Source organism: Roseicyclus persicicus, assembly GCF_012395815.1.
In the GTDB taxonomy this organism is placed as follows: Bacteria; Pseudomonadota; Alphaproteobacteria; order Rhodobacterales; family Rhodobacteraceae; genus Roseicyclus; species Roseicyclus persicicus.
The window spans coordinates 724,832-750,700 of record NZ_JAAZQQ010000002.1 but is presented as its reverse complement, the minus strand read 5'-3'; the positions used below and the strand labels follow the sequence as shown (position 1 = coordinate 750,700).

The window sequence follows — 25,869 nt, the reverse complement described above, 5'->3', positions numbered from 1 at the left end:
GGCGGCCCGTCAGACAGCGCCCATGCTGCGCATCTCAGACATCTCCTACGCCATCGCCGGGCGCCCTTTGCTTGAAGGGGCCAGCGCCACGATCCCCGCCGGCCACAAGGTCGGCATCGTGGGGCGCAACGGCGCGGGCAAGACGACGCTCTTCCGCCTGATCCGGGGCGAGCTGACGCTGGATGGCGGGTCGATCGAGCTGCCGTCACGCGCGCGGATCGGCGGCGTCGCGCAGGAGGTGCCGGGGTCCGAGGTGTCGCTGATCGACACGGTGCTGGCAGCCGACACCGAACGCGCAAGCCTGATGGCCGAGGCCGAGACCGCCACCGGCCACCGCATGGCCGAGATCCAGGCCCGTCTGCAGGACATCGACGCCTGGTCGGCCGAGGCGCGGGCGGCCAGCATTCTCAAGGGCCTGGGCTTCACCGACGAGGAAAGCCGGATGCCCTGCTCGGCCTTCTCGGGCGGCTGGCGGATGCGGGTCGCGCTGGCCGGCGTGCTGTTCGCGCAGCCCGACCTCCTGCTGCTGGACGAACCGACCAACTACCTCGACCTCGAAGGCGCGCTGTGGCTCGAAAGCTACCTCGCCCGCTATCCCCACACGGTGCTGATCATCAGCCACGACCGCGGCCTTCTGAACCGGGCGGTGGGCCATATCCTGCACCTCGAAGGGCGCAAGCTGACGCTCTACACCGGCGGCTACGACGCCTTTGCCCGCGCCCGCGCCGAGGCGCGCGCGGTGCAGTCCGCCGCGGCCAAGAAGCAGGAATTGCAGCGCGCGCACCTGCAGGCCTTCGTCGACCGCTTCAAGGCCAAGGCGTCCAAGGCGAAACAGGCGCAATCCCGCGTGAAGATGCTGGAGAAGATGACGCCGATCCGCATGCCCGAGGACGCGGCGCGCACGGTCTTCACCTTCCCGAAGCCCGACCAGCTGTCACCGCCCATCCTCGCGCTCGACGGCGGCGCGGTGGGCTATGACGGCAAGCCGGTCCTGTCGCGGCTGTCGCTGCGCATCGACCAGGACGACCGGATCGCGCTGCTGGGCCGGAACGGCGAGGGAAAATCCACGCTGTCCAAGCTCTTCGCGGGCAAACTTCAACCGCTGGAAGGCACCCAGACCGCGGCATCGAAGCTCCGCGTCGGCTATTTCGCCCAGCACCAGGTCGACGAGCTGCACCTCGACGAGACGCCGCTCCAGCACATCCAGCGCGAGCGCCCCGACAGCCCCCCGGCCAAGCTCAGGGCGGTTCTGGCCGGGTTCGGGCTGATGGCCGAGCAGGCTGAAACCGAGGTCGCGCGGCTGTCGGGCGGGCAGAAGGCGCGGCTGTCGCTCTGCCTTGCCACGCTGGACGCGCCGCACCTGCTGATCCTCGACGAACCGACCAACCACCTCGACATCGAAAGCCGCGAGGCGCTGGTCGAGGCGCTGACCGACTATTCCGGCGCGGTGATCCTGGTCAGCCACGACATGCACCTGCTGTCGCTGGTGGCCGACCGGCTGTGGCTGGTGAAGGACGGCCGCGTCACGCCCTATGACGGCGACCTGGAAAGCTATCGCACGCTGCTGCTGAAGGGTGAAGAAAAGCCCGTAAAGCCCCAGAAAGACGAGAAAAAGAAAAAGGTCTACAGCCTCGACGAGATCAAGGAGCTGCGCACCGAGGTCCGCCGCTGCGAGGCGCGCGTGGCCAAGATCGAGGAGATGCGCGGCAAGCTCGCCACCAAGCTGGCCGACCCCGACCTCTACGAGAGCGCGCGGGTGGGCGAGCTTGAGACCTGGCAGAAGAAATACGCCGAGGTGATGGAGGGGCTCGACCGGGCCGAGGCGCTCTGGGTCGCGGCCGCCGAACGGCTGGAGGCCGCGGAAACAGCATGAACATCCTCGACTACATCCCTGCTTTCGTAGCGCTTTTCGTGGTCATAGACCCGATCGGCCTGGCGCCCCTGTTCGTGGCGCTGACGCAGGGCATGACCGTGCGCCAGCGCCGCATCGTGGGCCTGCGCGCCTGCCTTGTCGCCATCGGCATCCTCACGCTGTTCGGGCTGGCGGGCGAGGCGGTGCTGAACTTCCTCGGCATCTCCATGCCGGCCTTCCGCATGGCGGGCGGCATCCTGCTGTTCCTGACCGCGCTCGACATGCTGTTCGAGCGCCGCACCCAGCGCCGCAAGGGCACCGCCGACCAGGACCACCCGAACGACCCGTCGGTGTTCCCCCTCGCCATCCCGCTGATCGCGGGGCCGGGCGCCATCGCCACCATGATCCTGCTCACCGGTCAGGACGGCAGCAGCGCCACCCATGTGCTGCTGGTGCATGTCGTCATGCTGGCGGTGCTGGCCGTGGTGATGACCCTGTTCCTGCTGGCAGCACCGCTGGAGCGCCTCCTCGGCCCCACCGGCATCAACGTGGTCACCCGCCTTCTGGGCATGTTGCTGGCCGCGCTGTCGGTGCAGTTCGTCATCGACGGAATGCGCGACCTGCAGGTGATCTGAGCGCCCCCGCGCCCTATATTGTGCCCCGAGAGGCCAGAGGGGTGCCCGCCATGACCGGGGAACAGATCGGATCGCTTGCCTATCTCCTGCTGCTCGGGGTGGTGATCGCCGGCTGGCACTTCGCCGCCAACCGCAAGAACCTCGGCCGCCTCGCCCAGCAGGCGGCGGTCTGGGTGTTCCTGTTCCTCGGCGCCATCGTCGCGGTCGGGCTCTGGTCCGACATCCGCGACACGGTGGTGCCGCGTCAGGCGCTGATGCAGGACGGCCGGCAGGTGGTGGTGCCGATGGCGCCCGACGGGCATTTCTACCTGACGCTCGAGGTGAACGGGGTGCCGGTGCGCTTCGTCGTCGACACCGGCGCCTCCGAGGTGGTGCTGTCGGGCGAGGATGCGGCGCGGGTCGGCCTGTCGCCCGACGGGCTGATCTTCTCGGGGCGCGCCTTCACCGCGAACGGCATGGTCGAGACCGCGCCGGTGCGGCTTGAGACGGTGGCACTCGGCCCGCATGTCGACACCGGGCTCCGCGCCGTGGTGAACGCGGGCGAGCTGACCGAAAGCCTGCTTGGGATGAGCTACCTGCGGCGGTTCCAGCGGCTGGAGATCTCGGGCGGCGAGCTGGTGCTGGAACGCTAGCTTTCGGCCTTCATCTCCCAGCGGCCGCCCGCCTCGGACCAGTATTTCGCCTTGGCGCCCGCCGCCGTCAGCGCCCGCCACTGCGCCCGCGCGGCCTCGACCGCGCCGGGTTCGCGCTCGTCGAACAGGATCATCGCGCGGGCGAGCGCCGCCGCCTCCTCCGCCGCGATCTCGGCGCCCTCGACGCTCACCACGCAGTCGGGCCGGTTCGCCGCCGCCCGCCCCGTGGTCAGCAGCACCGGCTGGTCCGCGTCGTGCGGCCCGCCCGCGCGCCCGTGCGGCAGGAAGCCCTCCTCGTCACCCAGCCACAGCGCGGCGTCGAGCCGGTCGAGCGCCTCGTCGGTCCGCCCCCGCACCGCGACGCGCCAGCCGGCGGCCAGCGACCGCTCCAGCAGCGTGCGCAGCGTCGCGTCGGGCGGGCTGCGCGTCAGGTGGTAGAAGAAGACCTCGCCCAAGCGCCTCAGCCCTCGAACCTGTCCCGCACCAGCCGGTCGAGCGCCAGCACGCCCCAGCCCGTGGCCCCCTTGGGCGCCAGCGCGGTGTCGGACTTCACGCTGGCCACGCCCGCGATGTCGAGGTGGACCCACGGCGTCTCGGGCTTGACGAAGCGCTGCAGGAACTGCGCCGCCGTGATCGCGCCCGCATCGCGGCCGCCCACGTTCTTCATGTCGGCGATGCGGCTTTTCAGCTTGTCGTCGTAGGCCTTGCCCAGCGGCATCCGCCACGCGCCCTCGCCCTCGGTTTTCGCGGCCTTGAGGAAGGCGTCGCAGAGCGCGTCGTCGTTCGAGAAGACGCCCGCGTTCTCGTGGCCGAGCGCGATGATGATGGCGCCCGTCAGCGTGGCGAGGTCGATCATGCCGGCGGGCTTGAAGCGGTCCTGCGCGTACCACAGCACGTCGGCCAGCACGAGGCGCCCCTCGGCGTCGGTGTTGATCACCTCCACGGTGTCGCCCTTCATCGACTTGACCACGTCGCCCGGCCGCTGCGCCCGGCCCGACGGCATGTTCTCGACCAGCCCGACAAGGCCGACCACGTTGGCCTTGGCCTTGCGCAGCGCCAGCGCGCGCATGACGCCCGCCACCACGGCGGCGCCGCCCATGTCCATGGTCATGTCCTCCATGCCGGCGGCGGGCTTGAGGCTGATGCCGCCGGTGTCGAACACCACGCCCTTGCCGATCAGGGCCAGCGGCGCGCCCTCGGCGCCGCCCTTCCACTGCATGACGACGACCTTGGAGGGGCTGTCCGACCCCTGCCCCACGCCCAGGAGCGCGCCCATGCCGAGCGCGGCCAGCTGGTCCTCCTCCAGCACCTCGACCTCGATGCCCAGCGCGCCCAGCGCGACGAGGCGGGCGGCGAAATCCTCGGTCGTCAGCACGTTGGCGGGCTCGTTCACCAGGTCGCGGGTGAAGAACACGCCCTCGGCCAGCGCCATGGCCGCGGCGGCCTCGGCCTCGGCTTCGGCGGGCTTGGCGACGAGGATGGTCGCGCCCTTGGGCGTGTCCTTGTCGCCGGTCTTGTGCGGGGTGAAATCATAGGCCCGGAGCGCCAGGCCCAGCGCGATCTCGGCCACCTTCGCGGTCGGGCCCGCGGCCAGCGTCAGCGCCTCGGCGCCCTTGAACTTGGCCAGCTCCGCGCCGGCCTTGCGCGCCTCCTCGACGCTGGGCCGGCGCGCCAGCTTGACCGCCATGAGCGCCGAGGCCGCCAGACCCGCGGGCCAGCCGAGGCTTGCCCCCTCGCCCGGCTTCAGCTTGCCCCAGGCCTCCGACCCCACCAGCCGCGACAGCGCGCCCCGCGTCAGCCGGTCGAGCCGGCGGCCCGCCGGGTCCAGCTTGCCCTCGGGCGAGACCACCACGGCGATCCTGCCCTCGGCGTCCTTCAGCGCGTCGAGGTCGATCTCGGCAAAGGCGATGGCGGTCGGTGCGGTCATGGGCGGCTCCTCGTGGCGGCAGGGTCTGGGTCCGGGCGCGTGGCCCGATTGCCGCGCAGACTAGGGCGCACATCCGGGAATGGCCAGATCACCCTCGCGCGCGCGGCCGCTTTCCCCTAGAACCGGATCACGCACCGCGCTGCCACGCGGGACGCAAGGTATCGGGGGATGTCGCGCCTTGGGGCGGTATGATCGCTATATCCTGTCCCAGCTGATCGTTCTGTTCGGCTTCTTCAGCCTCGTGCTGATCTCGGTCTACTGGATCAACGAGGCCGTGGACCTGTTCGATTCGCTGATCGCGGACGGCCAGACCCTGTCGGTGTTCCTGGAATTCACCGCCCTGACCCTGCCGCAGATCATGCTCTTGGTGCTGCCGGTCGCGGCCTTCGTGGCGACGCTCTACATCTTCAACCGCATGATCGGCGAAAGCGAGATGGTCGTGCTGCAGACCGCGGGGCTGTCGGCGGCGCGGCTCCTGCGGCCGGTGCTGGTGTTCGGGCTGACCGTGGGGCTGCTGATCGCGGTGCTGGGCAACCTGCTCGCGCCGATCGCGCGCACCCAGTTCATCGACCGCAGCCAGGAGGTGCAGGAGGACCTGACCGGCCGCTTCCTGCGCGAAGGGCAGTTCATCCACCCTACCGAGGGGCTGACGGTCTACATCCGCGACATCACCGAGCTGGGCGAGTTCCGCGACCTGTTCCTGCAGGACCGCTCGGACCCGCGGGCCGAGACCACCTACACCGCCACCCGGGCGCTGCTGGTGCGGTCGGACACGGGGCCGCGGCTGGTGATGTTCGACGGGCTGGCGCAGACGCTGAACCTGTCGACCCAGCGGCTGGCGACCGTGCGCTTCGACGATTTCACCTACGACATCGGCGCGCTGATCGGCGACGGCGGGTTCCGCAGCTACGACCTGCGCGAGCTGCCGACCTGGGTGCTGATCACCGCCGACGCGCAGGTGGCCGAGCAGCTGAACCTGTCGCTGCCGCAGATGCGCTTTGCCGGGCATGACCGCATCGCGCGGGCGCTGTTCGTGATCTTCCCGCCGCTGATCGCCGCGGCCTGCCTGATGCTCGGCGGGTTTTCGCGCTTTGGCGTCTGGCCGCAGATCATGCTTGCGGTGGGTCTCGTGATTCCCCTCCAGATGATCTGGAACGTGGCGGAGACGGCGGCGATCCGGGATGCGAGCCTGTCCTACCTGGCCTATCTGCAGCCGGCCATGGCCGCGGCGATGGCCGGCGTGCTGACCTGGGGCGCGATGCGCCGCCGGCGGCGCCGGCGCGACCGCGCCGACGGGGCGGTGCCGGCATGATCCTGCACCTCTACATCGCCCGCCGCTTCCTGCGCGCGCTGGGGATCGTGACGGCGGTGTTCGTGGCGATCCTGCTGCCCATCGACATGGCCGAGCAGCTGCGCACCATCGGCCCCGACCAGGGCCTCGGGCCGGTGGCGGAGCTGGCGCTGCTGAACCTGCCCGGCGCGCTCTACGAGATGATCCCGCTGTTCGTGCTGCTGGCGACGCTGCTGCTGTTCCTCGGGCTGGCGCGGACGTCCGAGCTGGTGGTGATCCGCGCCTCGGGGCGGTCGGCGCTCAGGGCGGCGGCCTCGCCGGTGCTGGTGGCGTTCCTGTTCGGCGCGCTGGCGGTGGCGGTCCTGAACCCCATCGTCGCCACCACCGAGGCGCAGGTCGACCTGCGCACCGCCCGCTATCTCGGCGCCGAGGAGCGGACGGTCTCGGTCACGTCCGAGGGGCTGTGGCTGCGGCAGGGCACGCCGACCGAGCAGACCGTGATCCGCGCCGGCGCGACCAATTCCGACGGCACGCACCTGTTCGACGCGAGCTTCTTCCAGTTCGACGCCGAGGGCCGCATCGTCACCCGCCTGACCGCCCGGCAGGCGCTGCTGGTCGACGGCGCCTGGGAGCTGAGCGGCGCGCGGCGCTGGCCGCTGGCGGGCGCCGGCAACCCCGAGGCCGCGGTCGAGGCCTTCGAGACCCTGACGCTGCCCTCGACCCTGACGCGGGAGCAGATCCGCGACAGCTTCGGCAAGCCCGAGACGGTGCCGATCTACGAGCTGCCGGGCTTCATCGCGCAGCTGAACCAGGCGGGCTTTGCCGGGCTCCAGCACCGGGTCTGGCTGCAGTCGGAACTGTCCTCGCCGCTGATGCTGGCCGCGATGGTGCTGATCGGGGCGGTGTTCACCATGCGCCACACCCGCTTCGGCAAGACCGGGGTGATGGTGCTGGCGGCGATCCTGCTGGGCTTCGGGGTGTTCTTCATCCGCTCCTTCGCGCAGGTGCTGGGCGAGACCGGGCAGCTGCCCGTCGCGCTGGTGGCCTGGACGCCCCCGGTCGCCGCGATCCTGATGGCCGTGGGCCTGCTTTTGCACACGGAGGACGGATGACGCGCGCCCCCCTCCGCCTCGCCGCCGCCGCGCTGACGGTGCTTGCGCTGGCCCTGCCCGCGGGCGGCCAGCAGACGCAGCCGCCCGCCACGCTGATCGCCGACGCGATCCGCTTCGAGCAGGGCAGCCAGGTCATCCGCGCCACCGGCAGCGTCGAGATCTTCTACCAGGGCGCCCGGCTGCGCGCCGCGGCCGTGGTCTACGACGGCGCGACCGACACGGTGCAGGTCACGGGCCCGATCACGCTGACCGAGGAAAGCGGCCGCACGGTCGTCTTCGCCGAGTTCGCCGAGCTGTCGGCCGACCTGCAGAACGGCGTCCTGCGCTCGGCCCGGCTGGTGCTCGACCGCCAGCTGCAGATCGCCGCCACAGAGATCGAGCGCTCGGACGGCCGCTACACCCAGCTCTACCAGGGCGTCGCGTCGTCCTGCGAGGTCTGCGCCGACCGCCCCGTGCCGCTGTGGGAAATCCGGGCGCAGCGCGTGATCCACGACCAGCAGGAGCGGCAGCTCTACTTCGACAACGCCTCGTTCCGGGTGATGGGCGTGCCGGTCGCCTGGGTGCCGCGGATGCGCCTGCCCGACCCGACGCTGGAGCGCGCGACCGGCCTGCTGACGCCGTCGCTGCGCGCGAACGACGACACCGGCACCCACCTGCGCCTGCCCTATTTCATCACGCTGGGCGACCACGCGGACCTGACCCTTGTGCCCTGGATCGGCGCCGGCGCGACCGACACGGTGGAACTGCGCTACCGCCAGGCCTTCCGCGGCGGGGAGATCGAGGTGCAGGGCGCGCTCAGCCGCGACGACATGACGACCGAGGACCAGCGCGGCTATCTCTTTGCCGCGGGCGCCTTCGACCTGCCCCGCGGCTACCGGCTCGACTTCGCGCTGCAGGGCGTCACCGACCGCGGCTACCTGACCACCTACGGTTTCCCCGACCCCGACCTGCTGGAAAGCTACGTCCGCGCCAGCCGGGCGACCCGCGACCAGTATGTCGAGATCGGCGCCACCTCCTACGTGTCGCTGCGCGAGGGCGACGACAACGAGACGCTGCCGACCCAGGTCCTGAATGCCGAGATCACCCGCCGCTTCGTGCCGGGCGCGATCGGCGGCATCGCGACGGTGGGGCTCGAGGCCTTCGGCTACGCGCGGCTGTCCGACGCCGACGGCTTCGACGGGCGCGACGTGGCGCGGCTGTCGGGGTTCCTCGACTGGCGCCGCGACACGGTGCTGCCGGGCGGCCTGCTGATGGCGGTCGAGGGGGCGCTCTACGCCGACATCTACAACACCTGGCAGGACCCCGCCTTCGACGGCACCCGCACCCGCGTCGCGCCCGTCCTGGGCGTCGAGCTGCGCTACCCGCTCGCCCGCAGCACCGCGGGCGGCGTCACGCACCTGATCGAGCCCGTGGTGCAGCTGGCCTGGTCCGATGTCTCGGGCGACGCCGTGCCGGCCGAGGACAGCCGGATCGTGGAGTTCGACGAGGCCAACCTCCTCGCGCTCGACCGCTTTCCCGGCGCCGACCAGCGCGAGACCGGCCTGCGCGCCAGCATCGGCTTCGGCTACACCCGCACCGACACGCTGGGCTGGTCGCTGGGCGTCGCGGCCGGGCTGGTGCTGCGCGAGACGGACACGGGCCAGTTCACGTCCGGCTCGGGCCTCGACGGGATCCGCTCGGACTACCTGCTGGCCACCCATTTCAGCCAGGGCGACCGCTGGCGCGTCATCAACCGGGCGCTGTTCGATTCCGCGCTGGATTTCACCTCGAACGAGCTGTCGCTGGGCTGGCAGGGCGACCGCCACGCGCTCGAGACCAGCTACACCTGGCTCGCCGCCGACCCGGCCGAGGACCGGCCGCTCGACATGGCCGAATGGGCGCTCGACGCCGAATACGAGATCCGCGCGGGCTGGCTCGCCTCGGCCAACTGGCGCTACGACTTCGTCGAGAACGCGCCGACCCGGGCGGGCCTCGCCGTCGCCTATGCCAATGAATGCGTCGACATGGAATTCTCCGTCGCGCGGCGCTACACCACCTCCACCACCCTCACCCCCGCCACCGAGGTCGGCTTCACCGTGTCGCTGAACGGCTTCGGCGCCCAGCGCGGCGGGCGCAGCCACACGCGCAGTTGCCTTCGCTAGGGCTTCGGGCCAAAAGAGGGACAGGGGGACACCAGACCATGACAGCCCGCCCCAGAGCAGACCGGACGACAGACGCGATGACCGAGACATCCCAGACCCCGATCCGCCGCCGCCTGCGCGCCCTTGCGCTGGCGCTGCCCCTGGGGCTCGCCATGCTGGCGGGCGCCGGGCCGGCAACGGCGCAGTCGCCCTTCTCGGCCGCGGTGCGGATCAACGACGGCATCGTCACCTGGTACGAGGTCGACCAGCGCGCCCTGTTCCTCGAGGTGGTGCGCACCCCCGGCGACCTTCGCGCCGAGGCGCTGGAGACGCTGGTGAACGAGCGCCTGCAGGTGCAGGAGGCCCGCCGCATGGGCGTGGTCGCCACCCCCGAGGAGATCGAGGCCGGCGTCGTCGAGTTCGCCGCCCGCGCCGACATGGGCCCCGAGCAGTTCCTGCGCGCCATCGGCGAGGAGGGCGTCGCGCCCGAGACCTTCCGCGACTTCGTGGCCAACGGCATCTCCTGGCGCAACGTGGTCCAGACCCGCTTCGGCACCCGCGCCCGGGCGCAGGTCACCGACGCCGCGGTCGAGGCCGCGCTGGCCTACACGCCGCGGCTGGAGGGGGCACAGATCCTGCTGGCCGAGATCGTGATCCCGGTCACCCCCGAGAACCAGGAGTCGCTGCGCGCCGACCTCACCCAGGCCGCCGCCGACCTGAACTTCAACGTCGACGACTTCTCCGAGGCTGCCCGCCGCTTTTCCGCCGCCTCCACCCGCGAGGACGACGGCCTGACCGGCTGGCGCCCGCTGAACGCGGTGCCGCCGAACCTGCGCGAGGACATGGTCCTGCTGGCCTATGGCGAGACCTACGGGCCGGTCCCGCTCGGGCCCGCCATCGCCATCTTCCAGATGCGCGGCCTGTCCGAGGGCGCCTTTCGCGGGCCGACCGTGACCTCGGTCGACTACGCCACCGTGGCCCTGCCCTCGCGCGCGACCGAGGAAGGCGCGGCCGCCGCCGCCGCGCTGCGCGCCGAGATCGACGTCTGCGACGACCTCTACGGCCAGCGGCCGGCCGGCAGCTTCGAGCGGGTCGACCAGCCGCTCGGCGCGATCCCGGGCGACATCGCCATGGCGCTGGCCGCGCTCGACCCCGGCGAGATCAGCTTCGACGTGACCCGCAACGGCGGCGCCACGACGCTGGCGGTGATGCTCTGCGCCCGCACCGTCGCCGAGCCCGAGGCCGGCCTCGAGGCGGTGCGCCAGCAGGTCTATGTCCAGGCCCTGCAGCGCTATGCCGACGCGCTGCTGGAAGAGCTGCGCGCTGACGCGATCATCGCCTACGAATGAGCGGCCCGGCCCCGATCGCCGTCACCATCGGGGAACCGGCCGGCGTCGGCCCCGAGATCGCGGCCAAGGCCTGGGAACGGCTGGGGGCGCGCCTGCCCTTCTTCGTCATCGGCGACCCCGCGCACCTGTCGGGCCTCGGCGTGCGGCCGGTGCCCATCGCCCGGCCCGCCGACGCCGCCCATGCCGCGCTGACCGGCCTGCCGGTCCTCAACCACCCCTTCCCCGCCCCGGCCACCCCGGGCCGCCCCGAACCCGCGAACGCCGCCGCGGTGATCGAGGCCATCGCCCGCGGCGTCGAGCTGGTGACGCGCGGCGAGGCGGCGGCGCTGACCACGCTGCCGATCCACAAGAAGGCGCTGAAGGACGGGGCCGGCTTCCGGTTTCCGGGCCATACCGAGTACCTCGCCCATCTGGCGGGCGTGGACCGGGTGGTGATGATGCTGGCCTGCCCCGAGCTGCGCGTGGTGCCCACGACCATCCACATCCCGCTGGCCGAGGTGCCTGCCGCGCTGACGGCCGAGCTCCTGCGCGACACGATCCGCATCACCGAGGCGAGCCTGCGGCGGGATTTCGGGGTGGAAAGCCCGCGCATCGCCGTGGCCGGTCTGAACCCCCACGCCGGCGAGGGCGGCGCCATGGGCCGCGAGGAGATCGAGCTGATCGCCCCCGTGATCGCCGCGCTCAGGGCCGAGGGGCTGGGCCTGACCGGCCCGCATTCGGCCGACACGATGTTCCATGCCGCCGCGCGGGCGGGCTATGACGCGGCCGTGGCCATGTACCACGACCAGGCGCTGATCCCGATCAAGACCATCGACTTCGCCGGCGGCGTGAACGTGACGCTGGGGTTGCCCTTCATCCGCACCTCGCCCGACCACGGCACCGCCTTCGACATCGCGGGCACCGGCCGGGCGGACCCCACCAGCTTCATCGCCGCGCTGCAGATGGCGCGCGAGATGGCCGAGGCCCGCCGCGCGGCCTGAGCCCGCAGCCTAGACCGGCATGTCGTTGAACAGGTCGTCGGCGCCGTCCTCCAGCGTCTTGGCCAGCGTCTCGGCCGAGGTGCGCGGCTGCAGCTTCGGGGTGGCAGGCGCGGCGGGGGCGGCCTCGGGCTCGTCCCGCTTGCCGCGGCGCAGTTCGGTGTGGGCCTTACGGGCCGGCTTCGGATCGGTCTGGGTCATTCGCCTCTCATCCTCCGTGTTGCTCGTGTCCGTCGGTCAGTTCGCCCGCGCCCAGGGCGAGGGCGCGAGGCCGGACTGCCGGGCGTCGTCGGCACCGTCGACCTCGAGGTCGTAGGCGCGGCGGGCGCGGCGGGCCCGCATCTCGGCGATCAGCATTCGCGCCTGCCAGTCGGCCGCGTTGTCGGTCAGCGCCTGCGCCACGGCGCGGCCCGCATGGGGCGAGGCCAGCAGGGCCTCGATGGCGCGGGTCATGTCGGGTCTGTGGGCAGGTTTCGTCATCGGCCCACCTCCTTCAGAGGGGCGATGCGGGGGCGGCGGCTAGCGGGCGCAGCTCCGGCAGAACGGGGTGTAGGGCAACAGGTCGAGCCGCTCCTCCGAGATGTCGGCGCCGCACGTCACGCAGACACCATACTCGCCCGCGTCCATCCGCGCCAGCGCCGCGCGGATCTGCGCGATCTCCGACTGGCCCGACTGGCCCAGCCGCTCCAGCACCTCGTCGCCCTCGCGTTCGGTCGCCAGTTCCTCCCAGTCCTTCGACTGGTGGCTGTCCAGTTCGGCGTCGATCTCGTGCAGGCGCGCGTCGAGGAAGGCCAACCGGTCCTCGAGCTGGGCGCGGCGGATGGCAAGATCGGTCATGTCGGTCTCCTCTTCCGGCGGGACGGCGCACGGGGCGCAACCCTCCCCGCGACTCTAGCAGCGCCGCGGCGCGTCGGACCTTGACCTGCATCAACGTGGCCTTTCCCTCGGCGCGCGGCTGCGGCATGGTGCGGCGCGAGCCAAAGCCCCCCGGAGGACCCCGCCGATGACCCTGCGCCAGATCACCGACAGCTACAGCGTCAGCCCGCAGATGGAGCCCGGCGACATGGCCGCGCTGGCCGCCGCGGGCGTGACCACCGTGATCTGCAACCGCCCCGACGCCGAGAACCCGCCGCCCCTGCAGGCCGCCGCGATGCAGGCCGCCGCCGAGGCCGCGGGGCTGCACTTCGTGTTCAACCCGGTGGTGGGCGGCCAGCTGACCATGGGCAACGTCGAGGAACAGGCCGACGCGATCGACGCTGCCGAGGGGCCGGTGGTCGCCTACTGCGCGTCGGGCAACCGGTCGACCATCGTCTGGGCGCTGGGCATGGCCGGCGAGATGCCCACCGACGAGATCATCGCCCGCGGCGAGAAATGGGGCTACCAGCTGGAGTGGCTCCGCCCGCAGATCGAGGCGCTGGCGGCCCGCAAGGGCTGACCCGCTTGTCCCGCCTCAGCCCGACCGCGCAGGGCATCGTGCTGATGCTCGGCGCGATCTTCCTGTTTTCGGCGATGGACGCCACCGCCAAGATGCTGATGCAGCGCTACGCGCCGATGCAGGTGGTCTGGGCGCGCTATGCCGGCATGATGCTGGTGGTCGCCATCATCCTCGCCCCGCGGCTGGGGCCGCTCCTGCGCACGCGGCGGGTGGGGCTGCAACTCCTGCGCTCGGGCTTCCTGTTCGCGGCCACGCTGTCCTTCTTCACCGCGATCAGCGTCATGGACATCGCGGCGGCGACCGCCGTGATGCAGGTGCACCCGGTCATCCTGACGCTGGGCGCCGCGCTCCTGCTGCGCGAGCCGCTGGGGCCGCGGCGCCTGTTCGGCATCGCCGCGGCGCTGACCGGCGCGCTGATCGTGATCCGGCCGGGGTCGGACATCTTCACCCTGTCCGCGCTCCTGCCGCTGCTGGGGGGCGTGTTCTACGCCTCCTACGCGCTGACCACGCGGTTCCTGGGCCGGGACGAGCCGATCCTGACCTCGTTCCTCTACACCGCGATCATCGGCACAGTGGCCGCCAGCCTTCTGACCATTCCCGTCTGGCAGCCCCCTGCCCCCTCCGACACGCTGATCTTCCTCGCCCTCGGGGCCACCGGGGCGCTGGGCCAGTTCCTGCTGATCCGGTCGCTCACGCTGGCCGAGGCCGGTGCGGTCGCCCCCTTCGGTTATGCCGGCGTGGTGTTCGCCACGGTGTGGGGCCTTGTCGCCTTCGACGAGGTGCCCGACGGCTGGACGCTGGTCGGTGCGCTTGTGATCGTGGGGGCGGGCGTCTATGTCTGGCACCGCGAGACCCGGGCCCGCGCCAGCGCCGCGGCCTGACCGCGCGCCGAGACGAACCGCCCGAAGGACCGGATGCCGAAACCCCGCCGCCTCTGGCTCGACTGGACGGTCGACCGCATCGCCCGCGGGCTGCTGTGGACGGCGCTGCGCCTGCCCTACGAGACCCGCGTGCCGATGATGGGCCGGGCGCTCCGGGCGCTCGGCGGCGTCACCGGGTTCCGCAGGCGCGCGATGGCGCAGCTGGCCTACATCTTCCCCGAGATGCCCGCGCCCGAGCGCCGCCGCGTCGCCGACGCCGTGCTCGACAATTTCGGCCGCGTGCTGATCGAGAACTATTCCACCGCCGACCAGCTGGCCCGCGCCGCCCGCTGGCAGCCCCGCGGCCCGGGCCTCGGCCCCTGCGAGGAGGCCCGCGCCGCCGGCCGCCCGATCCTGTTCGTCTCGGGGCATTACGGCAACTACCAGGCCGCCCGCGCCGCGATGAACGTGCGCGGCTATGCCATGGGCGGGCTCTACCGGCTGATGAACAACCCCTATTCCAACGCCCATTACATCGCCTCGGTCGAGGGCGTGGGCGGCCCCGCCTTCGCCCGCGACCGCCGCGGCCTTGCGGGCTTCGTCAGGAACCTGCGCGACGGCGGCCAGGGCGCGATCCTGATCGACCAGTATTTCGCCGATGGCGAGCTTCTGGATTTCCTGGGCAAGCCCGCGCCCACGGTGCTGTCGGCGGGCGAGATGGCGCTGAAATACGACGCGCTGCTGGTGCCGATCTATGCCGAGCGGCAGGAGAACGGGCTCGACTTCGACGTGACGGTCGAGGCGCCGATCCCGCCCTCGGACGCCCGCACCATGACCAAGGCCCTGAACGACAGCCTGTCGGCCCGCGTGCGCGCCCGGCCCGGCCAGTGGTTCTGGGTGCACCGCCGCTGGAAACCGGACCGTCAGGCGAAATACTTCGCCGCGCCCGCGCCCGGGCCCGAGGACGCCTGAGCCGCCCTCAGTCGAGCCGCGCCGCGCCCAGGATCGGCCCGTAGCCCGCCTGCTGCACGATCAGCACATGGGGCACCGCCGCGTCCTGCGGCGTGATCCGCGCGACGAAGGGCGCCGCGCCGTCCCACTCGGCCACCACCTGCCACGAGGTGACGACGTTGTAATGATCGCCCACCGTGCCCGCGCGCTCGCCGCGGTCGATCGGCACCTCCTCGTGCGGGATGTAGGTGACCAGCTGCACCACCATGCGCGGCCGCGGCGGGTCCATGCGCGCCTGGGCCTCGACGGCGTAGCCGCCCGCCTCGGGCGTGACCGCGATGACCACGGGGTCGGGCTGGGCGCGGTGGGCCTGGATCAGGTCGGCCACCGCCATCGCCCGGGTGCCGACGACGTGGTCCTGCCCGCCGACGATCATCTGCGGCGTGTAGACCACCGTGGAGCCCGCCGCGTGGCCGTAGCCGTGCTGGCGCGCGGTGAATTCCGGCCGGGCGAAGGTGTCGCGCCAGCCGATGTAATCCCAGTAGTCGACATGCAGCGCCAGCGCGATCACGTCGTCCCGCGCGGACAGCTCGCCCAGCAGCGCATCCGCCGGCGGGCAGGACGCGCAGCCCTGCGAGGTGAACAGCTCCACAACCACTGGCGCCTCGCCGTCCTGCGCGGCGGCACCCGCCGCCGACAGGGCCACAAGCCCCGCCCAGATCCATCCCGCGGCTGTCGATCGCATCGCGACCCCCGTTTCCGTCATCCCCAAGTCTCGCCCAGAGGTAGTCGCTCCCCGCGCCCGCCGCCAATCAAGCCTTTGCGAGACCGCGTTACAGCCAACGCCGCGTGCGGTCGAGATAGTCATGCGCCTCGGCCCCGAAGGCGCGCCGCAGCGCGGCCTCCTCGGGCGCGATGAAGCGGCGGGTCAGGATGGCGGCGAAGGCGAAGGGCAAGGGCAGCCCGCTCAGCGCCCCGTGCCAAAGGACGGCGCCGGTCAGGATCGCGAGCATCCCGAGGTAGATCGGGTTGCGGCTGAAACGGTAGGGCCCCTCGACGATCAGGCGCCCGGGCTCGTGGTGCGGCTCGATCGTGGTGCGCTTGCGCCAGAACCACCAGGCTGCCCACAGGATCAGGCCGGTGCCGGCGAGCGCCAGCAGCACGCCCGCCGCCTGCCAGGCCGGCCCGAACAGCCGCACCAGCGGCAGCCAGGTCGCCAGCACCCAGGCAAGGACAAGCCCGAGCAGCAGCCAGACCGGGGGCAGGTCGGGGAAGTGTTTCATGGTCGGACCGGGCTCCACCAGCGGCTTCTTGCCGGTGCGGGTTGCGAAATCCGGCCAACACCGGCAAGGGTGTCCGAAAATTCTACAAGAATCGAGCAGCGATGCAAAAGCGGCCAGTACCGGTCTTCTTCGTCTACCGTCGTAGCGCCACATACCTCGGTTCGACCCTGATGCGGGGGTTCCAGCTTTGCGACATACTGCGCGCGCATGGCAGCGGCCGTTTTTCTTACGGGATGCTGCCGCTTCGCAATCTCGTTCTCGAGGCGATGCGCGTCGCCTGGGTCAGGACACGCCCGCGGGCCGCGATCTTCGTGTTCATCAAGGACAGCATCGACCGGCTGTCCCCGGCAGCGCTCAGCACTCTGCATGACCGAAGCCTGGCGATCCTGCACGACCCCATCGACCGGCCAATCTCGGCCACGCCGCGCGCCCATGTCGATCTGCACATCGCCAGTTCCCAAGCCCAGGCCAAGGCCCTGACGGCCTTGTTGCGCGCCTGGGGCAGGACGTCGGCCAAGGTCGGGCTTGTCCTGCACCAGCCCGATCTGCGGTTGTCCGCCGCGACCCCGCCCCCGCGCGACCGGTTGCGGGCCGCCTATTTCGGCAATCCGGACAACGCCCACCTGCCCGGTGACCTGGCGGATCGCGTCGCCGTGCATGACGTGGGCTTCTCGGACGGCATGGCGCGGAACCTGCAGCTGTTCGGCACCGCGAACTTCCATTTCGCCGTGCGACCCGAGGCGCAGGCGCGGTCCGACGACGTGATCAAGCCCCTGACCAAGGCGGTGACGGCCGCCGTCTGTGGCGCGCCGATCCTGATCAACCGGCATAGCCACGATGCCGAAGACCTGCTGGGGCATGACTACCCCTACCTGGTGAACCGCGGCGATGCCGACACCATCTCCGGGATGCTCGACGACGCCGCCTCGGGGTTCGGGGGCCCCACCTGGCGCGAGGCCGAGGACCGGATGCGCCAGCTGCGCGCGCGCACCACGCCCGAGCGCACCGCCGCGGACTTCGAACGCGCGCTGGGGTCGGTCCTGTGACCCGCGCGCCGCGCCGCGCCCTTGCCTTGCCCGGGCAGCGTTGGCAAAGCGGCGCGCGGACGTCCCCCGCGAGGAGCCTGCCATGCCCGTCTACGTGATCAACGGTCACCGCGTCTGGTTCTCGCACATCCCCAAGACGGCGGGGTCGAGCATCCATGCCGCCCTCGGCGCACTGGCGTCCGAGGTCGACCTGCACGACGACACCTGGACGCGGTACTGGCGGCGCGGGGGCGGCTGGCGCGACCCCGATCGCCGGTCGTCGCCGCAGCACATGACCTGGCGCGAGGCGCAGGACCGGCTCGGGCCCGCGCTGCCCGCCCTGCGGTTCGCCGTGTGCCGCGATCCCGTCGCGCGGCTGCAGAGCGAGTTCAAGTATCAGGCCCAGCGCAGCCGCGCGCGCCGGCGGATCACGCGGTTCGGGTTCCCGGCCTGGCTGCGGATGTCGCTGGCCGCCGCGCGGCACGACCCCAGCTACATGGACAACCATTTCCGCCCCCAGGTCGAGTTCTTCGACGACAGCTTCCGGGTGTTCCCGCTCGAACAGGGGCTGGGTGCCGTGTTCGACTGGATCGGGCACGAAACCGGCGCGCGCGTGCCCACGGATATCCCGGTTCTCAAGAAATCGACGCAGCCGGCGATCCGCCTGGCGTCGTCCGACATCGCGCTGATCGAGGCGCGCTACGGGGCCGATTTCCGGGCCCTCGGCTACCCGGCGTCCGCCGCAGAGGCTGCGCCGGAGATCGCCGGCACCCTGTTGCAGCGGGCGGCGGGGCGGATGCTGGCGCGGCTCTACGCCTCGGGCAACCTCTAGGGGCGTGCGCCGGCCGGGAATGCCGCAGGGGTCCGTCGCCGGACCGCGGCGGGGGCGCGCTTGTCCCGCGGCGCCGGTCCGTGCTAGCAGGCCCGGATCGGAGTGACTGGGGCATCGGCGTGACGAAACAGGCCAAGTTGGGCGCATCTGACGTCGACACGCACCGCATGACCCCCTGGCGGGTGTTCTACCGCTACTGGGTGCGCGACCACGCGTGGCTCCGGGTGCTGCTGCCGAACTTCTACCGGGTCGATGCCGACCTCTACCGCGGCAACCACCCCGGCTACCGCCGCCTCGCCCGCTACAAGGCGCTGGGCATCCGGTCGGTGCTGACGCTGCGCGGCGAGGACGACAACACGCCGAACCTGCTCGAGCGCGACGCCTGCGAGCGCCTGGGGCTGGAGCTGCGCGCCGTCCGCCTGCGCACCGTCTACGTGCCGCCGCCCGCGACCCTGCTGGAGCTGGTCCGCCTCCTGCGCGAGATGCCCAAGCCGATGCTGGTGCACTGCAAGTCGGGCGCCGACCGCACCGGGCTTGCCGTCACGCTCTACCTGCATGTCATCAAGGGCCAGCCGCTGGAGGAGGCCCGCCGCGCGCTCAGCTGGAGATACGCGCATTTCTCCTTCGGCAAGGCCGGGGTCGTGCACCGGATGCTCGACGCCTACGCCGCCGACCGCGCCGCCACCGGCATCGACTTCGAGGACTGGGTCGCCACCCGCTACGACCCCGCCGCGTTCAACGGGCGCTGAGGTCGACCCACGGCCCCTCGGGCTGCACCTCGCGCCGCGTCCCGTCCAGCGCGTGGCGGACCAGCCGCCCCCCCATCGCCAGCTGCGCCGCGATCCGCCGCGCCCGGTAGGCCCGCCGCACGGCGGGCGTCAGCGCCGCAACCGGCGGCTTGGCCACCGCGTCGATCAGGGACTTGGTCGGGATCGCCTGGGGCACACCGTAGCGGCCGCAGATATCGAGCTGCACCGCCAGCGCCGGGTCGGCCTGCCAGCTGCGCAGGCCCGGGGCCGAGGAAATCAGCGCATCCGACGGCGCGCCCGCGCGGGCGGCGGCGGCGATCAGCTTCCGCGCCCCCTCGGGCCGCACGACGTAGGCCGCCGAGCCGGTCCGGTCCTGCCACAGCCGCCGGATCGGCGCGGCCAGATGGGGCGCCCGGGCCACCAGCTTCCTGCGCCCCCGCGTCTCGAGGCTCAGGTGCTCGACCTCCGCCAGCCCCGCCACCGCCTCGAGCAGCGCCGGCAGGCGCGTCGAGAGGACGGCGTCGTCCTCCAGCACCAGGCAGGGCGCGTCCAGCGCGATCACCCGCCGCCAGGCCGCGACATGCGAGGCACAGAGCGCCATCTCGGTCACCCGCATCGGCCGCTGCCAGCGGTGCCAGACCGGGTCGCCCTCGGGCGGCTCCAGCGTCGCGGGCGTCACCGCCTCCAGCCGCTCCCACGCGATCCCCAGCGCGTCGAGCTGCGCCGCCATGACCCCCATGCGCTCGGTCGCCACGCCCATGTTGATGACCAGCGCGCGCATGTCACAGCTTTCCGTCGAACAGGTCCATGTAATGCTCGATCACCCGCGCCCTGGTGAACTTCGCCTCCAGCGTCGCCGCCCCGCCGGCGACCAGCCGCTGCGCCAGACCCGGCTCCTCGCGGACCCGCGCGATGGCCGCGGCCATGGCCGTCACGTCGTCGATGTCGACCATCAGCGCGTCCTGACCGTCGGTGGCGAACCAGCTCGGCCCCTCGGACCGGGTCGAGACGACGGGCACACGCGCGTGCCACGCCTCGAGGATCACGTTGCCGAGCGGCTCGTGCCGGGACGGCATGACATAGACATCCGCCGCCGCGACGTAGTGCATCGGCTCGTCCACCCAGCCGAAGAACCGCGTGCGCGGCAGGATGCCCAGATCGGCCGCCAGCGCCTTGAGCTCGGCCTCCCGCTCGCCCGCGCCGGCCAGCCACAGCCACGCCCCCGGCACCGCGGCGGCCGCGCGCACCAGCGTGTCGAACCCCTTGCGCCCGACGAAGCGCCCCGACCCCGCGATGACGAAGGCGTCCTCGGGCGTGCCGTGATCGGCGCGGGCCACCGGCCGGACCTCCACCTGCCGGGCAAAGTTCGACACGACATGCAGGGGCCTGGTCCAGCCCAGCTCGCGGCAGCGTTCCGCGATGCCCGGCGTGTTCGCCACGATCACGTCGTTGTGGCGGAAGTGCCTGAGGTGGCGGGGATAATCCCCCAGCCGCGTCAGCTTCACCGCCCCCGGCCAGTCGGGGATCAGCCGCGAGGACCGCGACATCCACGCCATGATCACGTCGGGCCGCCAGTCCCGCACCATCCGGCGCACCCGCCAGGTCAGCCACAGGCTGCTGGGGTCGAGGCGGCGGTAGTGGTTCTCGATGATCGGCCCGAGGTCCGCGATCTCGTCGCGCCAGAGCCGCCCGGGCCGGGTGATGAAGCGCTGCTCCATCCCCGCCTCGCCGAAGGCGTGCACGAGGTTGACGAAGAACCGCTCCGCGCCGCCCTCCTTGCCGAAATGCATGTGCAGGATCTTCTTGCCCGTCATCCTTGCCGCTCCTGCCGGCGGTGGCGCCTCAGCCGCCGCGTGTAGTCCCACTGGTAGCGCAGGTTGTGCAGCGCCTGCCCCAGCGCCGTCCGCCCCGACCGCGTCGCGCGGCGCACCGAACCGATGGTGCCGGTCTGCGCCTCCTGGTCGCCCACCGTCACGGGCGGCGGCAGCACCAGCGCCACCCGCAGGCCCGTTTCCCAGACGAATTTCTGGTCCTCGTCCACGGGGCGAAAGAAGGGGATCGCGCGGGCCGCCAGCCGCGCCGCGGCCTCCCGCGTGATGCCGTAGCCGATCAGGCAGGTCGGCACCCGGTAGGGGATGCCGATGCGCCAGTCGCCCAGCGGCGCCTCGGCCACCAGCCGCGGGGCGGGGTCGAAGGAGAAGAGCTTGACCATGTCCCACATGCCCTGCGGTTCGGACAGGAGCGCCAGCTTGGCGGCCAGCGTGTCGTCGGCGGCGAAGTCGTCCTCGAAGACGAAACCGCCGGTCGCGTCGCCGGCGGCGATGGCCTCCCAGGCGCGGATGTGGCTCAGGTAGCAGCCGATCTCGGGCAGGATGAGCGCGTGCTTGCCCTCGCGCGCGTTGCGCCCCGCGTCGTAGACCCGCGCGACCTCGTCGGCCGGCAGGGCGCGGCCCAGCACGCCCTCGATCCGGTGCCACGGCACGCCCGCCGCGTCCAGCGCGGCGGCGCTGCGGGCCATCCGGTGCGTGTTGTCGGCAAGGTTGATGACGTAGGAGGGCCACATGGGCGCAACGGGGTCCGGGCTTGGGGCGCGACTGGCCCCTGCCCTTACTGGCGCGCGGGCCCGGTGGCAAGCGCGGGCCCCTTGCACCGGAGCCGCCCCCATGCGATGCGCGCGGCCATGGCCCAGGCGATCCCTGTCTACGTCATCAACCTCGACCGCCGCCCCGACCGGCTTGAGCGGATCGGCGCCCACCTCGCCGCGCGGGGGGTCGCCTTTCACCGCCAGCCCGCCTGCGACGCGCAGGCCGTCCCCGAGCCCGAGATCGCCGCCGTCGTCCGCACCCACGGCCCCTTGGGCCAGCTCGGCCTAGGCGACCGCGCCTGCACGGTCAGCCACACGCGGGCCTGGGAGGCGTTCCTGGCCTCCGACGCGGCCCACGCCCTGTTCCTCGAGGACGACATCACGCTGGCCGCCGACATCGCGGCCGTGCTGGCCGACGATGCGTGGATCCCGCCCGGCTGCCACGCCGTGAAGCTGGAGAAGTTCAACGCCGGCGCCTCGAAGCTGCTGCTTGCGCCCGAGATCGGCCACACCCCGACGGGCCGCGCGCTGCACCCGATGCGGTCGCGCCACGTCGGCGGCGGCGCCTACATCCTGTCGCGCGAGGGCGCGCGGCTGGCGCTGGCCCACAAGGGCCGCTTCCGCGTGCCGGTGGACCATTTCCTGTTCAACGACACGGTGTCGCCCATCCGCCGGGGCTTGGGCGCCGCCATCGTCGTGCCCGCCATGGCGACCCAGCGCGCGCAGGCCTACGAAAGCGACATCGCGCCGCTCGGCAAGGCGATCCGGCCCGAGGGCTGGAAGAAACGCCTCCGCGCGCTGCGCCGGGGCCTTGCCGAGTTGAACCAGGCCCCCCGCCAGCTCTGGCAATGGGCGACGGGACGGGCGCGGATCGTGTCGGTCGCCTACGCCGAGGACCCGCCCGCGCCCTGACCTCTCAGGCCGCCGTGCCAATCCCCAGCCGCGCCTTCAGCGCAGGGGGCAGGAAACGGGGAGAGGAGATGCGGGGCCAGGGCGCCTCGGTGATGAGCCGCCGCTCGCCGTAGAGGGCGACATACTCGGCGTAGTTCTCGAAGGCTTGCCGCCCCACGTAATCCACGTAGGTTTCCGCCGCCGCGCCGTTGGCGAGGATGACGTCGTGGCCCTCGGTCTCGATGTGATAATAGGTCACGCGCTCGGGCAACTCCGCCAGCGGCACCCAGTCGATGCTGCTGCCGTTTACCAGCGCCCCTGCGTTGATCGCGAGACCGTCGAGGATCAGCGCGTGATCGGCGGTGACCGTCAGGTCGCTATGCGGGAGGCCTTCACCGAGGGCCCCGGCCCGGATCCGCACCGGCATCATCCGGTCGCCGGCAAAGATCTTCTGCACGATCTGTCGGCCGATCCAGATCACCTCGACGCACCGGCCGTCCGCCGTGAGGATCCCATCGCCGATCGCCAGTGTCTCGACCGCGCGCTCGCCGTTCGGCGTGGCGATGCCGGTGCCGGCGGCAAAACAGACCGTGAAGCTGGATGTATCGGCAAGAGGCAGCGTCAGCGAAGCCGGGAAGTTCATCTCCGCAAGGGGTTTGTACGATGCGATAAGGTACACGCCGTTTCCGAACCCTGTCTGGAATACCGGATATTCGATGCCGTCGATGACGACCTTTCCCTTGTATTGGACGTCGGTCTGCGGGTGGGCGAGGGCTTCGTTCAGCTCAAAGGTCGTCTCGCCCGGCTTGCCGTCGGAGAGGATGACGTCGTCGTCAAATGCACCAATAAGTGTCTGTGTGGACGAGCTGTACTGCGCAGTTGACGAAACGAAGTAGCTCGCCATGCCGTTCCCCCAAAGCATCGACATCCGCCGACCAGCCGCGCCGCGACTCAGACGCGTCGTCCGTTGTCGCACGGTCGCACGCCGGTATGCGAATTCAACGGTTTTCTTGGAGTGCCACAGCGGAACAGGCACGCCGCAGACGCAGCGACCATGACAGCCTGTCCTGCGGTCGTGCGATATCGCGCCCCTCAGGCCGCCTTGCCGATCCCCAGCCGCGCCTTCAGCGCCGGGGGCAGCAGGCGGGGGGTGGAGATGCGCGGATAAGGCGCCTCGGTGATGATCCGCTCCTCGCCGTAGAGGGCGACATACTCGGCGTAGTTGTCGAACACCTGCCGTCCAACGTAGTCAATGAAGGTCTCGGCCGGGGCGCCCTCGGCGAGGATCAGGTCGTGGTCCTCGGTCTCGACATGGTAGACGGTGAAGCGCGCGCCGAGTTCCGACAGGGGCACCCAGTCGATGCTTCCCCCGTTCACCAGCGCGCCCGCGTTGATCAGGAGATCGTCGACCAGCAGCGCGTGATCCGCCGTCAGGGTCAGGTCGCGCCGCGGCAGCCCCTCGCCCAGCGCGCCCTGCCGCACCCGCACCGGCATCAGCCGCTCGGGCGGACCGAACAGCGTCGACAGCGTCTGCCGCCCGACCCAGCGCACCGGCACCGCGCGGCCGTCGGCGGTGGTCACGAGGTAGCCGATGGCGAGCGTCTCGACCGCCACCTCGCCATTGGGCGTCGCGATCAGGGTGCCGGGCAGGAAGCAGACCGGGTTGCCGGTGGGTTCGAAGTCGGTGAGCTGGAACAGGCTGGTGCTGCCCGGCCCGTTCATTTCCTCGGCGAGGTCGTAGTCGGCTGCGTTGTAGGGGATGCGGTAGCCATTGCCGTAAGCACCGATGAAGATGGCGTAGGTCTTGCCGTTCTGGGCCTCGTAGTAGAAGCCGGAGAAGAAACTGTTGCCCTCCAGGAAGTCGCCGCCGCTGCCGGTCCCGTCGAGGTTTCCATCCCCGTTCCGATCATTGATGTCGATGCCGCCCGGCACAGCCAGCGACTGGGTGCTGATCCAGCTCAGCGTGCCGCCCGACTGGGTGGCGCCGAACGAGATGACATGGGTGAAGGAGACAAGCGACATTCCGGGCACCGGGCAAAGGTCATGACGGGGTCGCCCCGGCGCTGCCGGGGTCGGTCCCTGCCCTTCTACCTTCCGGCTGCGGCCGGCCTACCCCCTGAACCGGGGGGAGGCCGTTGTCAGGCCGCCTTGCCGATCCCCAGCCGCGCCTTCAGCGCCGGGGGTAGCAGGCGGGGGGTGGAGATGCGCGGATAGGGCGCCTCGGTGATGATCCGCTCGTCGCCGTAAAGCGCCACGTACTCCGCGTAGTTGTCGAAGGCCTGCCGCCCGACGTAGTCGACGAAGGTCTCGGCGGGCGCGCCCTCGGCGAGGATGATGTCGTGGTCCTCGGTTTCGACGTGGTAGACGATGAAGCGCGCGCCCAGCTCCGACAGGGGAACCCAGTCGATGGTGGACCCGTTCACCAAAGCGCCCGCGTTGATCAGGAGATCATCGACCAGCAGCGCATGATCGGCCGTCAGCACGAGGTCACGCTTTGGCAGCCCGTCGCCCAGCGCACCGGCCTGCACCCGCACCGGCATGAGCCGCTCGGGCGGGCCGAAGCGCGTCACCAGCGTCTGCCGACCGACCCACTTCACCGGCACGCTGCGGCCGTCCGCCGTCAGGACGAGGTCGCCGGGCCGCAGGTCTTCCACGGCGCGCGCACCATCCGGGGTCGCGATGCCCGTTCCGGCCAGGAAGCAGATCGGATTGCCCGTGGGAGAGAAATCGTTCGCCTGGTACAGCGCTGTGCTTCCGGAAGACAGGAAACCTGACCCAAGGTTAAATTCTGCAGAATTATAGGGGATATAGTAATTCCCTGACCCATTTGAGTAGATCGCGTAAGTCGATCCATTCGTGGCCTGAAAATAGAAACCAGAAAAGACTGATCCGGCGTTATCAAAATAATCATTTGAATCGACGTTATCATCATTATCAACGTTAGTTACATTCCATGGACCCGGAAAACTTATTGCTTCCGTCCATGTCAACTCGATGGTATCGTCCGACCCGGTCAAAAACATTGCGTCGGTGAACGTCGTGTTCGCCATGTGGAACAGTCCTAGTTAACACTGCGCGGCCAGCACCATGCTGAAGCCGTCACACCTTCCCCCGGCTCAGATTTCGCGTTCCCATTTTCCGGTCAAGCACGACGACAAAACGGCCCGGCACCGGCCATTCCGCCTGCATCTGTCGCCCAAGAAATCATCACCAACCGTCTTGCGCCCCCCCCCGCGACGCGTCTGGACCCCCGCTTTCGCGGAGAGACGGGCGAATCACGTCGAACTCGCCGCAACGGCGCGCCCGGGGCCGTGAACAGCAAAAGGGCACCCGCGAAGGGCGCCCTTTGCCGAAGCACGTTCTC

General features: G+C 71.2%; 28 protein-coding genes. 15 read left to right on the top strand and 13 right to left on the bottom strand.

Annotation, left to right across the window (positions count from 1 at the left end; translation table 11 throughout):
* Nucleotides 1-22 precede the first annotated feature (22 nt).
* The 3 genes from HCU73_RS09100 to HCU73_RS09090 are packed head-to-tail and all read left to right on the top strand — an operon-like array spanning nucleotide 23 to nucleotide 3,119.
* Nucleotides 23-1,873 carry an ABC-F family ATP-binding cassette domain-containing protein gene (locus HCU73_RS09100; protein ID WP_168623091.1) on the top strand — a complete coding sequence of 617 codons (1,851 nt, stop codon included), beginning with the start codon at nucleotides 23-25 and terminating at the stop codon, nucleotides 1,871-1,873.
* A complete protein-coding gene (locus tag HCU73_RS09095) occupies nucleotides 1,870-2,487 on the top strand; it encodes a MarC family protein (RefSeq protein WP_168623090.1) in 618 nt (205 codons plus the stop codon). Before HCU73_RS09100 ends, HCU73_RS09095 begins: the two co-directional genes overlap by 4 nt.
* Before the next feature lie 50 nt (nucleotides 2,488-2,537).
* Nucleotides 2,538-3,119, top strand: a complete 582-nt coding sequence (locus tag HCU73_RS09090) for a retropepsin-like aspartic protease family protein (RefSeq protein WP_168623089.1) — start codon at nucleotides 2,538-2,540, stop codon at nucleotides 3,117-3,119.
* Here the strand turns inward: HCU73_RS09090 and HCU73_RS09085 are convergent.
* On the bottom strand, nucleotides 3,116-3,574 hold the full coding sequence (locus HCU73_RS09085; protein WP_168623088.1) for a DNA polymerase III subunit chi: 459 nt from the start codon (nucleotides 3,572-3,574) through the stop codon (nucleotides 3,116-3,118). The genes HCU73_RS09090 and HCU73_RS09085 overlap by 4 nt on opposite strands.
* Nucleotides 3,575-3,579: 5 nt before the next feature.
* Nucleotides 3,580-5,046, bottom strand: coding sequence for a leucyl aminopeptidase (locus HCU73_RS09080; RefSeq protein ID WP_168623087.1), 1,467 nt, complete (start codon nucleotides 5,044-5,046; stop codon nucleotides 3,580-3,582).
* 178 nt (nucleotides 5,047-5,224) lie between these two features.
* On the opposite strand from HCU73_RS09080, the gene lptF reads away from it, so the two are divergent.
* The 5 genes from lptF to pdxA all read left to right on the top strand — a co-directional run bounded on the left by lptF (nucleotide 5,225) and on the right by pdxA (nucleotide 11,898).
* The gene (lptF, locus tag HCU73_RS09075) at nucleotides 5,225-6,358 is read left to right on the top strand and encodes an LPS export ABC transporter permease LptF (RefSeq protein WP_168623086.1); all 1,134 of its coding nucleotides are present in this window, start codon (nucleotides 5,225-5,227) and stop codon (nucleotides 6,356-6,358) included.
* Nucleotides 6,355-7,449, top strand: a complete 1,095-nt coding sequence (lptG, locus tag HCU73_RS09070) for an LPS export ABC transporter permease LptG (protein WP_168623085.1) — start codon at nucleotides 6,355-6,357, stop codon at nucleotides 7,447-7,449. Before lptF ends, lptG begins: the two co-directional genes overlap by 4 nt.
* The gene (locus HCU73_RS09065; RefSeq protein ID WP_168623084.1) at nucleotides 7,446-9,590 is read left to right on the top strand and encodes an LPS-assembly protein LptD; all 2,145 of its coding nucleotides are present in this window, start codon (nucleotides 7,446-7,448) and stop codon (nucleotides 9,588-9,590) included. Before lptG ends, HCU73_RS09065 begins: the two co-directional genes overlap by 4 nt.
* Nucleotides 9,591-9,667: 77 nt before the next feature.
* Nucleotides 9,668-10,918 (top strand): peptidylprolyl isomerase, encoded by a 1,251-nt coding sequence (locus HCU73_RS09060; RefSeq protein WP_168623083.1) that lies wholly within the window; start codon nucleotides 9,668-9,670, stop codon nucleotides 10,916-10,918.
* Nucleotides 10,915-11,898, top strand: a complete 984-nt coding sequence (pdxA, locus tag HCU73_RS09055) for a 4-hydroxythreonine-4-phosphate dehydrogenase PdxA (protein WP_168623082.1) — start codon at nucleotides 10,915-10,917, stop codon at nucleotides 11,896-11,898. Before HCU73_RS09060 ends, pdxA begins: the two co-directional genes overlap by 4 nt.
* Nucleotides 11,899-11,907: 9 nt before the next feature.
* On the opposite strand, the gene HCU73_RS09050 is transcribed toward pdxA, so the two are convergent.
* From HCU73_RS09050 to HCU73_RS09040, 3 genes are read right to left on the bottom strand one after another with little or no spacing between them, the layout of a single operon-like run.
* The gene (locus tag HCU73_RS09050; protein WP_168623081.1) at nucleotides 11,908-12,096 is read right to left on the bottom strand and encodes a hypothetical protein; all 189 of its coding nucleotides are present in this window, start codon (nucleotides 12,094-12,096) and stop codon (nucleotides 11,908-11,910) included.
* A 36-nt stretch (nucleotides 12,097-12,132) separates the two neighbouring features.
* Nucleotides 12,133-12,375, bottom strand: a complete 243-nt coding sequence (locus HCU73_RS09045) for a hypothetical protein (protein WP_168623080.1) — start codon at nucleotides 12,373-12,375, stop codon at nucleotides 12,133-12,135.
* A 39-nt stretch (nucleotides 12,376-12,414) separates the two neighbouring features.
* Complete coding sequence (locus HCU73_RS09040) at nucleotides 12,415-12,732, bottom strand: TraR/DksA family transcriptional regulator (RefSeq protein WP_168623079.1); 318 nt, start codon at nucleotides 12,730-12,732, stop codon at nucleotides 12,415-12,417.
* Nucleotides 12,733-12,898: 166 nt separating this feature from the next.
* Here HCU73_RS09040 and HCU73_RS09035 point away from each other — a divergent pair, with 166 nt between their 5' ends.
* Genes HCU73_RS09035 through HCU73_RS09025 form a run of 3 tightly spaced genes read left to right on the top strand, consistent with a single transcriptional unit; the run spans nucleotide 12,899 to nucleotide 15,162 of the window.
* Nucleotides 12,899-13,330 carry a protein tyrosine phosphatase family protein gene (locus tag HCU73_RS09035; protein WP_168623078.1) on the top strand — a complete coding sequence of 144 codons (432 nt, stop codon included), beginning with the start codon at nucleotides 12,899-12,901 and terminating at the stop codon, nucleotides 13,328-13,330.
* A gap of 5 nt (nucleotides 13,331-13,335) precedes the next feature.
* Entirely contained in the window at nucleotides 13,336-14,211 is an 876-nt protein-coding gene (locus HCU73_RS09030) for a DMT family transporter (RefSeq protein WP_168623077.1), read from the top strand.
* Between the two features lie 33 nt (nucleotides 14,212-14,244).
* Nucleotides 14,245-15,162, top strand: coding sequence for a lysophospholipid acyltransferase family protein (locus tag HCU73_RS09025; protein ID WP_168623076.1), 918 nt, complete (start codon nucleotides 14,245-14,247; stop codon nucleotides 15,160-15,162).
* A 7-nt stretch (nucleotides 15,163-15,169) separates the two neighbouring features.
* Here HCU73_RS09025 and HCU73_RS09020 read toward each other — a convergent pair whose 3' ends face one another.
* Both HCU73_RS09020 and HCU73_RS09015 read right to left on the bottom strand, forming a co-directional pair.
* Nucleotides 15,170-15,886 carry a DUF1223 domain-containing protein gene (locus tag HCU73_RS09020; RefSeq protein ID WP_168623075.1) on the bottom strand — a complete coding sequence of 239 codons (717 nt, stop codon included), beginning with the start codon at nucleotides 15,884-15,886 and terminating at the stop codon, nucleotides 15,170-15,172.
* A gap of 88 nt (nucleotides 15,887-15,974) precedes the next feature.
* A complete protein-coding gene (locus HCU73_RS09015) occupies nucleotides 15,975-16,424 on the bottom strand; it encodes a methyltransferase family protein (protein ID WP_168623074.1) in 450 nt (149 codons plus the stop codon).
* Nucleotides 16,425-16,657: 233 nt separating this feature from the next.
* Here HCU73_RS09015 and HCU73_RS09010 point away from each other — a divergent pair, with 233 nt between their 5' ends.
* From HCU73_RS09010 to HCU73_RS09000, 3 genes are all read left to right on the top strand, one after another.
* On the top strand, nucleotides 16,658-17,470 hold the full coding sequence (locus tag HCU73_RS09010) for a hypothetical protein (protein WP_168623073.1): 813 nt from the start codon (nucleotides 16,658-16,660) through the stop codon (nucleotides 17,468-17,470).
* A gap of 82 nt (nucleotides 17,471-17,552) precedes the next feature.
* Complete coding sequence (locus HCU73_RS09005) at nucleotides 17,553-18,281, top strand: sulfotransferase family 2 domain-containing protein (RefSeq protein ID WP_168623072.1); 729 nt, start codon at nucleotides 17,553-17,555, stop codon at nucleotides 18,279-18,281.
* Between the two features lie 137 nt (nucleotides 18,282-18,418).
* Nucleotides 18,419-19,030, top strand: coding sequence for a fused DSP-PTPase phosphatase/NAD kinase-like protein (locus HCU73_RS09000; RefSeq protein WP_210730547.1), 612 nt, complete (start codon nucleotides 18,419-18,421; stop codon nucleotides 19,028-19,030).
* Here the strand turns inward: HCU73_RS09000 and HCU73_RS08995 are convergent.
* From HCU73_RS08995 to HCU73_RS08985, 3 genes are read right to left on the bottom strand one after another with little or no spacing between them, the layout of a single operon-like run.
* Nucleotides 19,017-19,811 carry a glycosyltransferase family 25 protein gene (locus tag HCU73_RS08995; protein ID WP_168623070.1) on the bottom strand — a complete coding sequence of 265 codons (795 nt, stop codon included), beginning with the start codon at nucleotides 19,809-19,811 and terminating at the stop codon, nucleotides 19,017-19,019. The genes HCU73_RS09000 and HCU73_RS08995 overlap by 14 nt on opposite strands.
* A gap of 1 nt (nucleotide 19,812) precedes the next feature.
* Nucleotides 19,813-20,844 carry a glycosyltransferase gene (locus HCU73_RS08990; protein ID WP_168623069.1) on the bottom strand — a complete coding sequence of 344 codons (1,032 nt, stop codon included), beginning with the start codon at nucleotides 20,842-20,844 and terminating at the stop codon, nucleotides 19,813-19,815.
* A complete protein-coding gene (locus HCU73_RS08985) occupies nucleotides 20,841-21,593 on the bottom strand; it encodes a glycosyltransferase family 25 protein (protein ID WP_168623068.1) in 753 nt (250 codons plus the stop codon). Before HCU73_RS08985 ends, HCU73_RS08990 begins: the two co-directional genes overlap by 4 nt.
* Nucleotides 21,594-21,710: 117 nt before the next feature.
* Here HCU73_RS08985 and HCU73_RS08980 point away from each other — a divergent pair, with 117 nt between their 5' ends.
* Nucleotides 21,711-22,526 carry a glycosyltransferase family 25 protein gene (locus tag HCU73_RS08980; RefSeq protein ID WP_168623067.1) on the top strand — a complete coding sequence of 272 codons (816 nt, stop codon included), beginning with the start codon at nucleotides 21,711-21,713 and terminating at the stop codon, nucleotides 22,524-22,526.
* 4 nt (nucleotides 22,527-22,530) lie between these two features.
* On the opposite strand, the gene HCU73_RS08975 is transcribed toward HCU73_RS08980, so the two are convergent.
* From HCU73_RS08975 to HCU73_RS18915, 3 genes are all read right to left on the bottom strand, one after another.
* Nucleotides 22,531-23,409, bottom strand: a complete 879-nt coding sequence (locus HCU73_RS08975) for a Hint domain-containing protein (protein WP_168623066.1) — start codon at nucleotides 23,407-23,409, stop codon at nucleotides 22,531-22,533.
* A gap of 188 nt (nucleotides 23,410-23,597) precedes the next feature.
* On the bottom strand, nucleotides 23,598-24,527 hold the full coding sequence (locus HCU73_RS08970; protein ID WP_239025486.1) for a Hint domain-containing protein: 930 nt from the start codon (nucleotides 24,525-24,527) through the stop codon (nucleotides 23,598-23,600).
* A 116-nt stretch (nucleotides 24,528-24,643) separates the two neighbouring features.
* A complete protein-coding gene (locus HCU73_RS18915) occupies nucleotides 24,644-25,159 on the bottom strand; it encodes a Hint domain-containing protein (protein ID WP_420853576.1) in 516 nt (171 codons plus the stop codon).
* Between the last annotated feature and the right edge of the window lie 710 nt (nucleotides 25,160-25,869).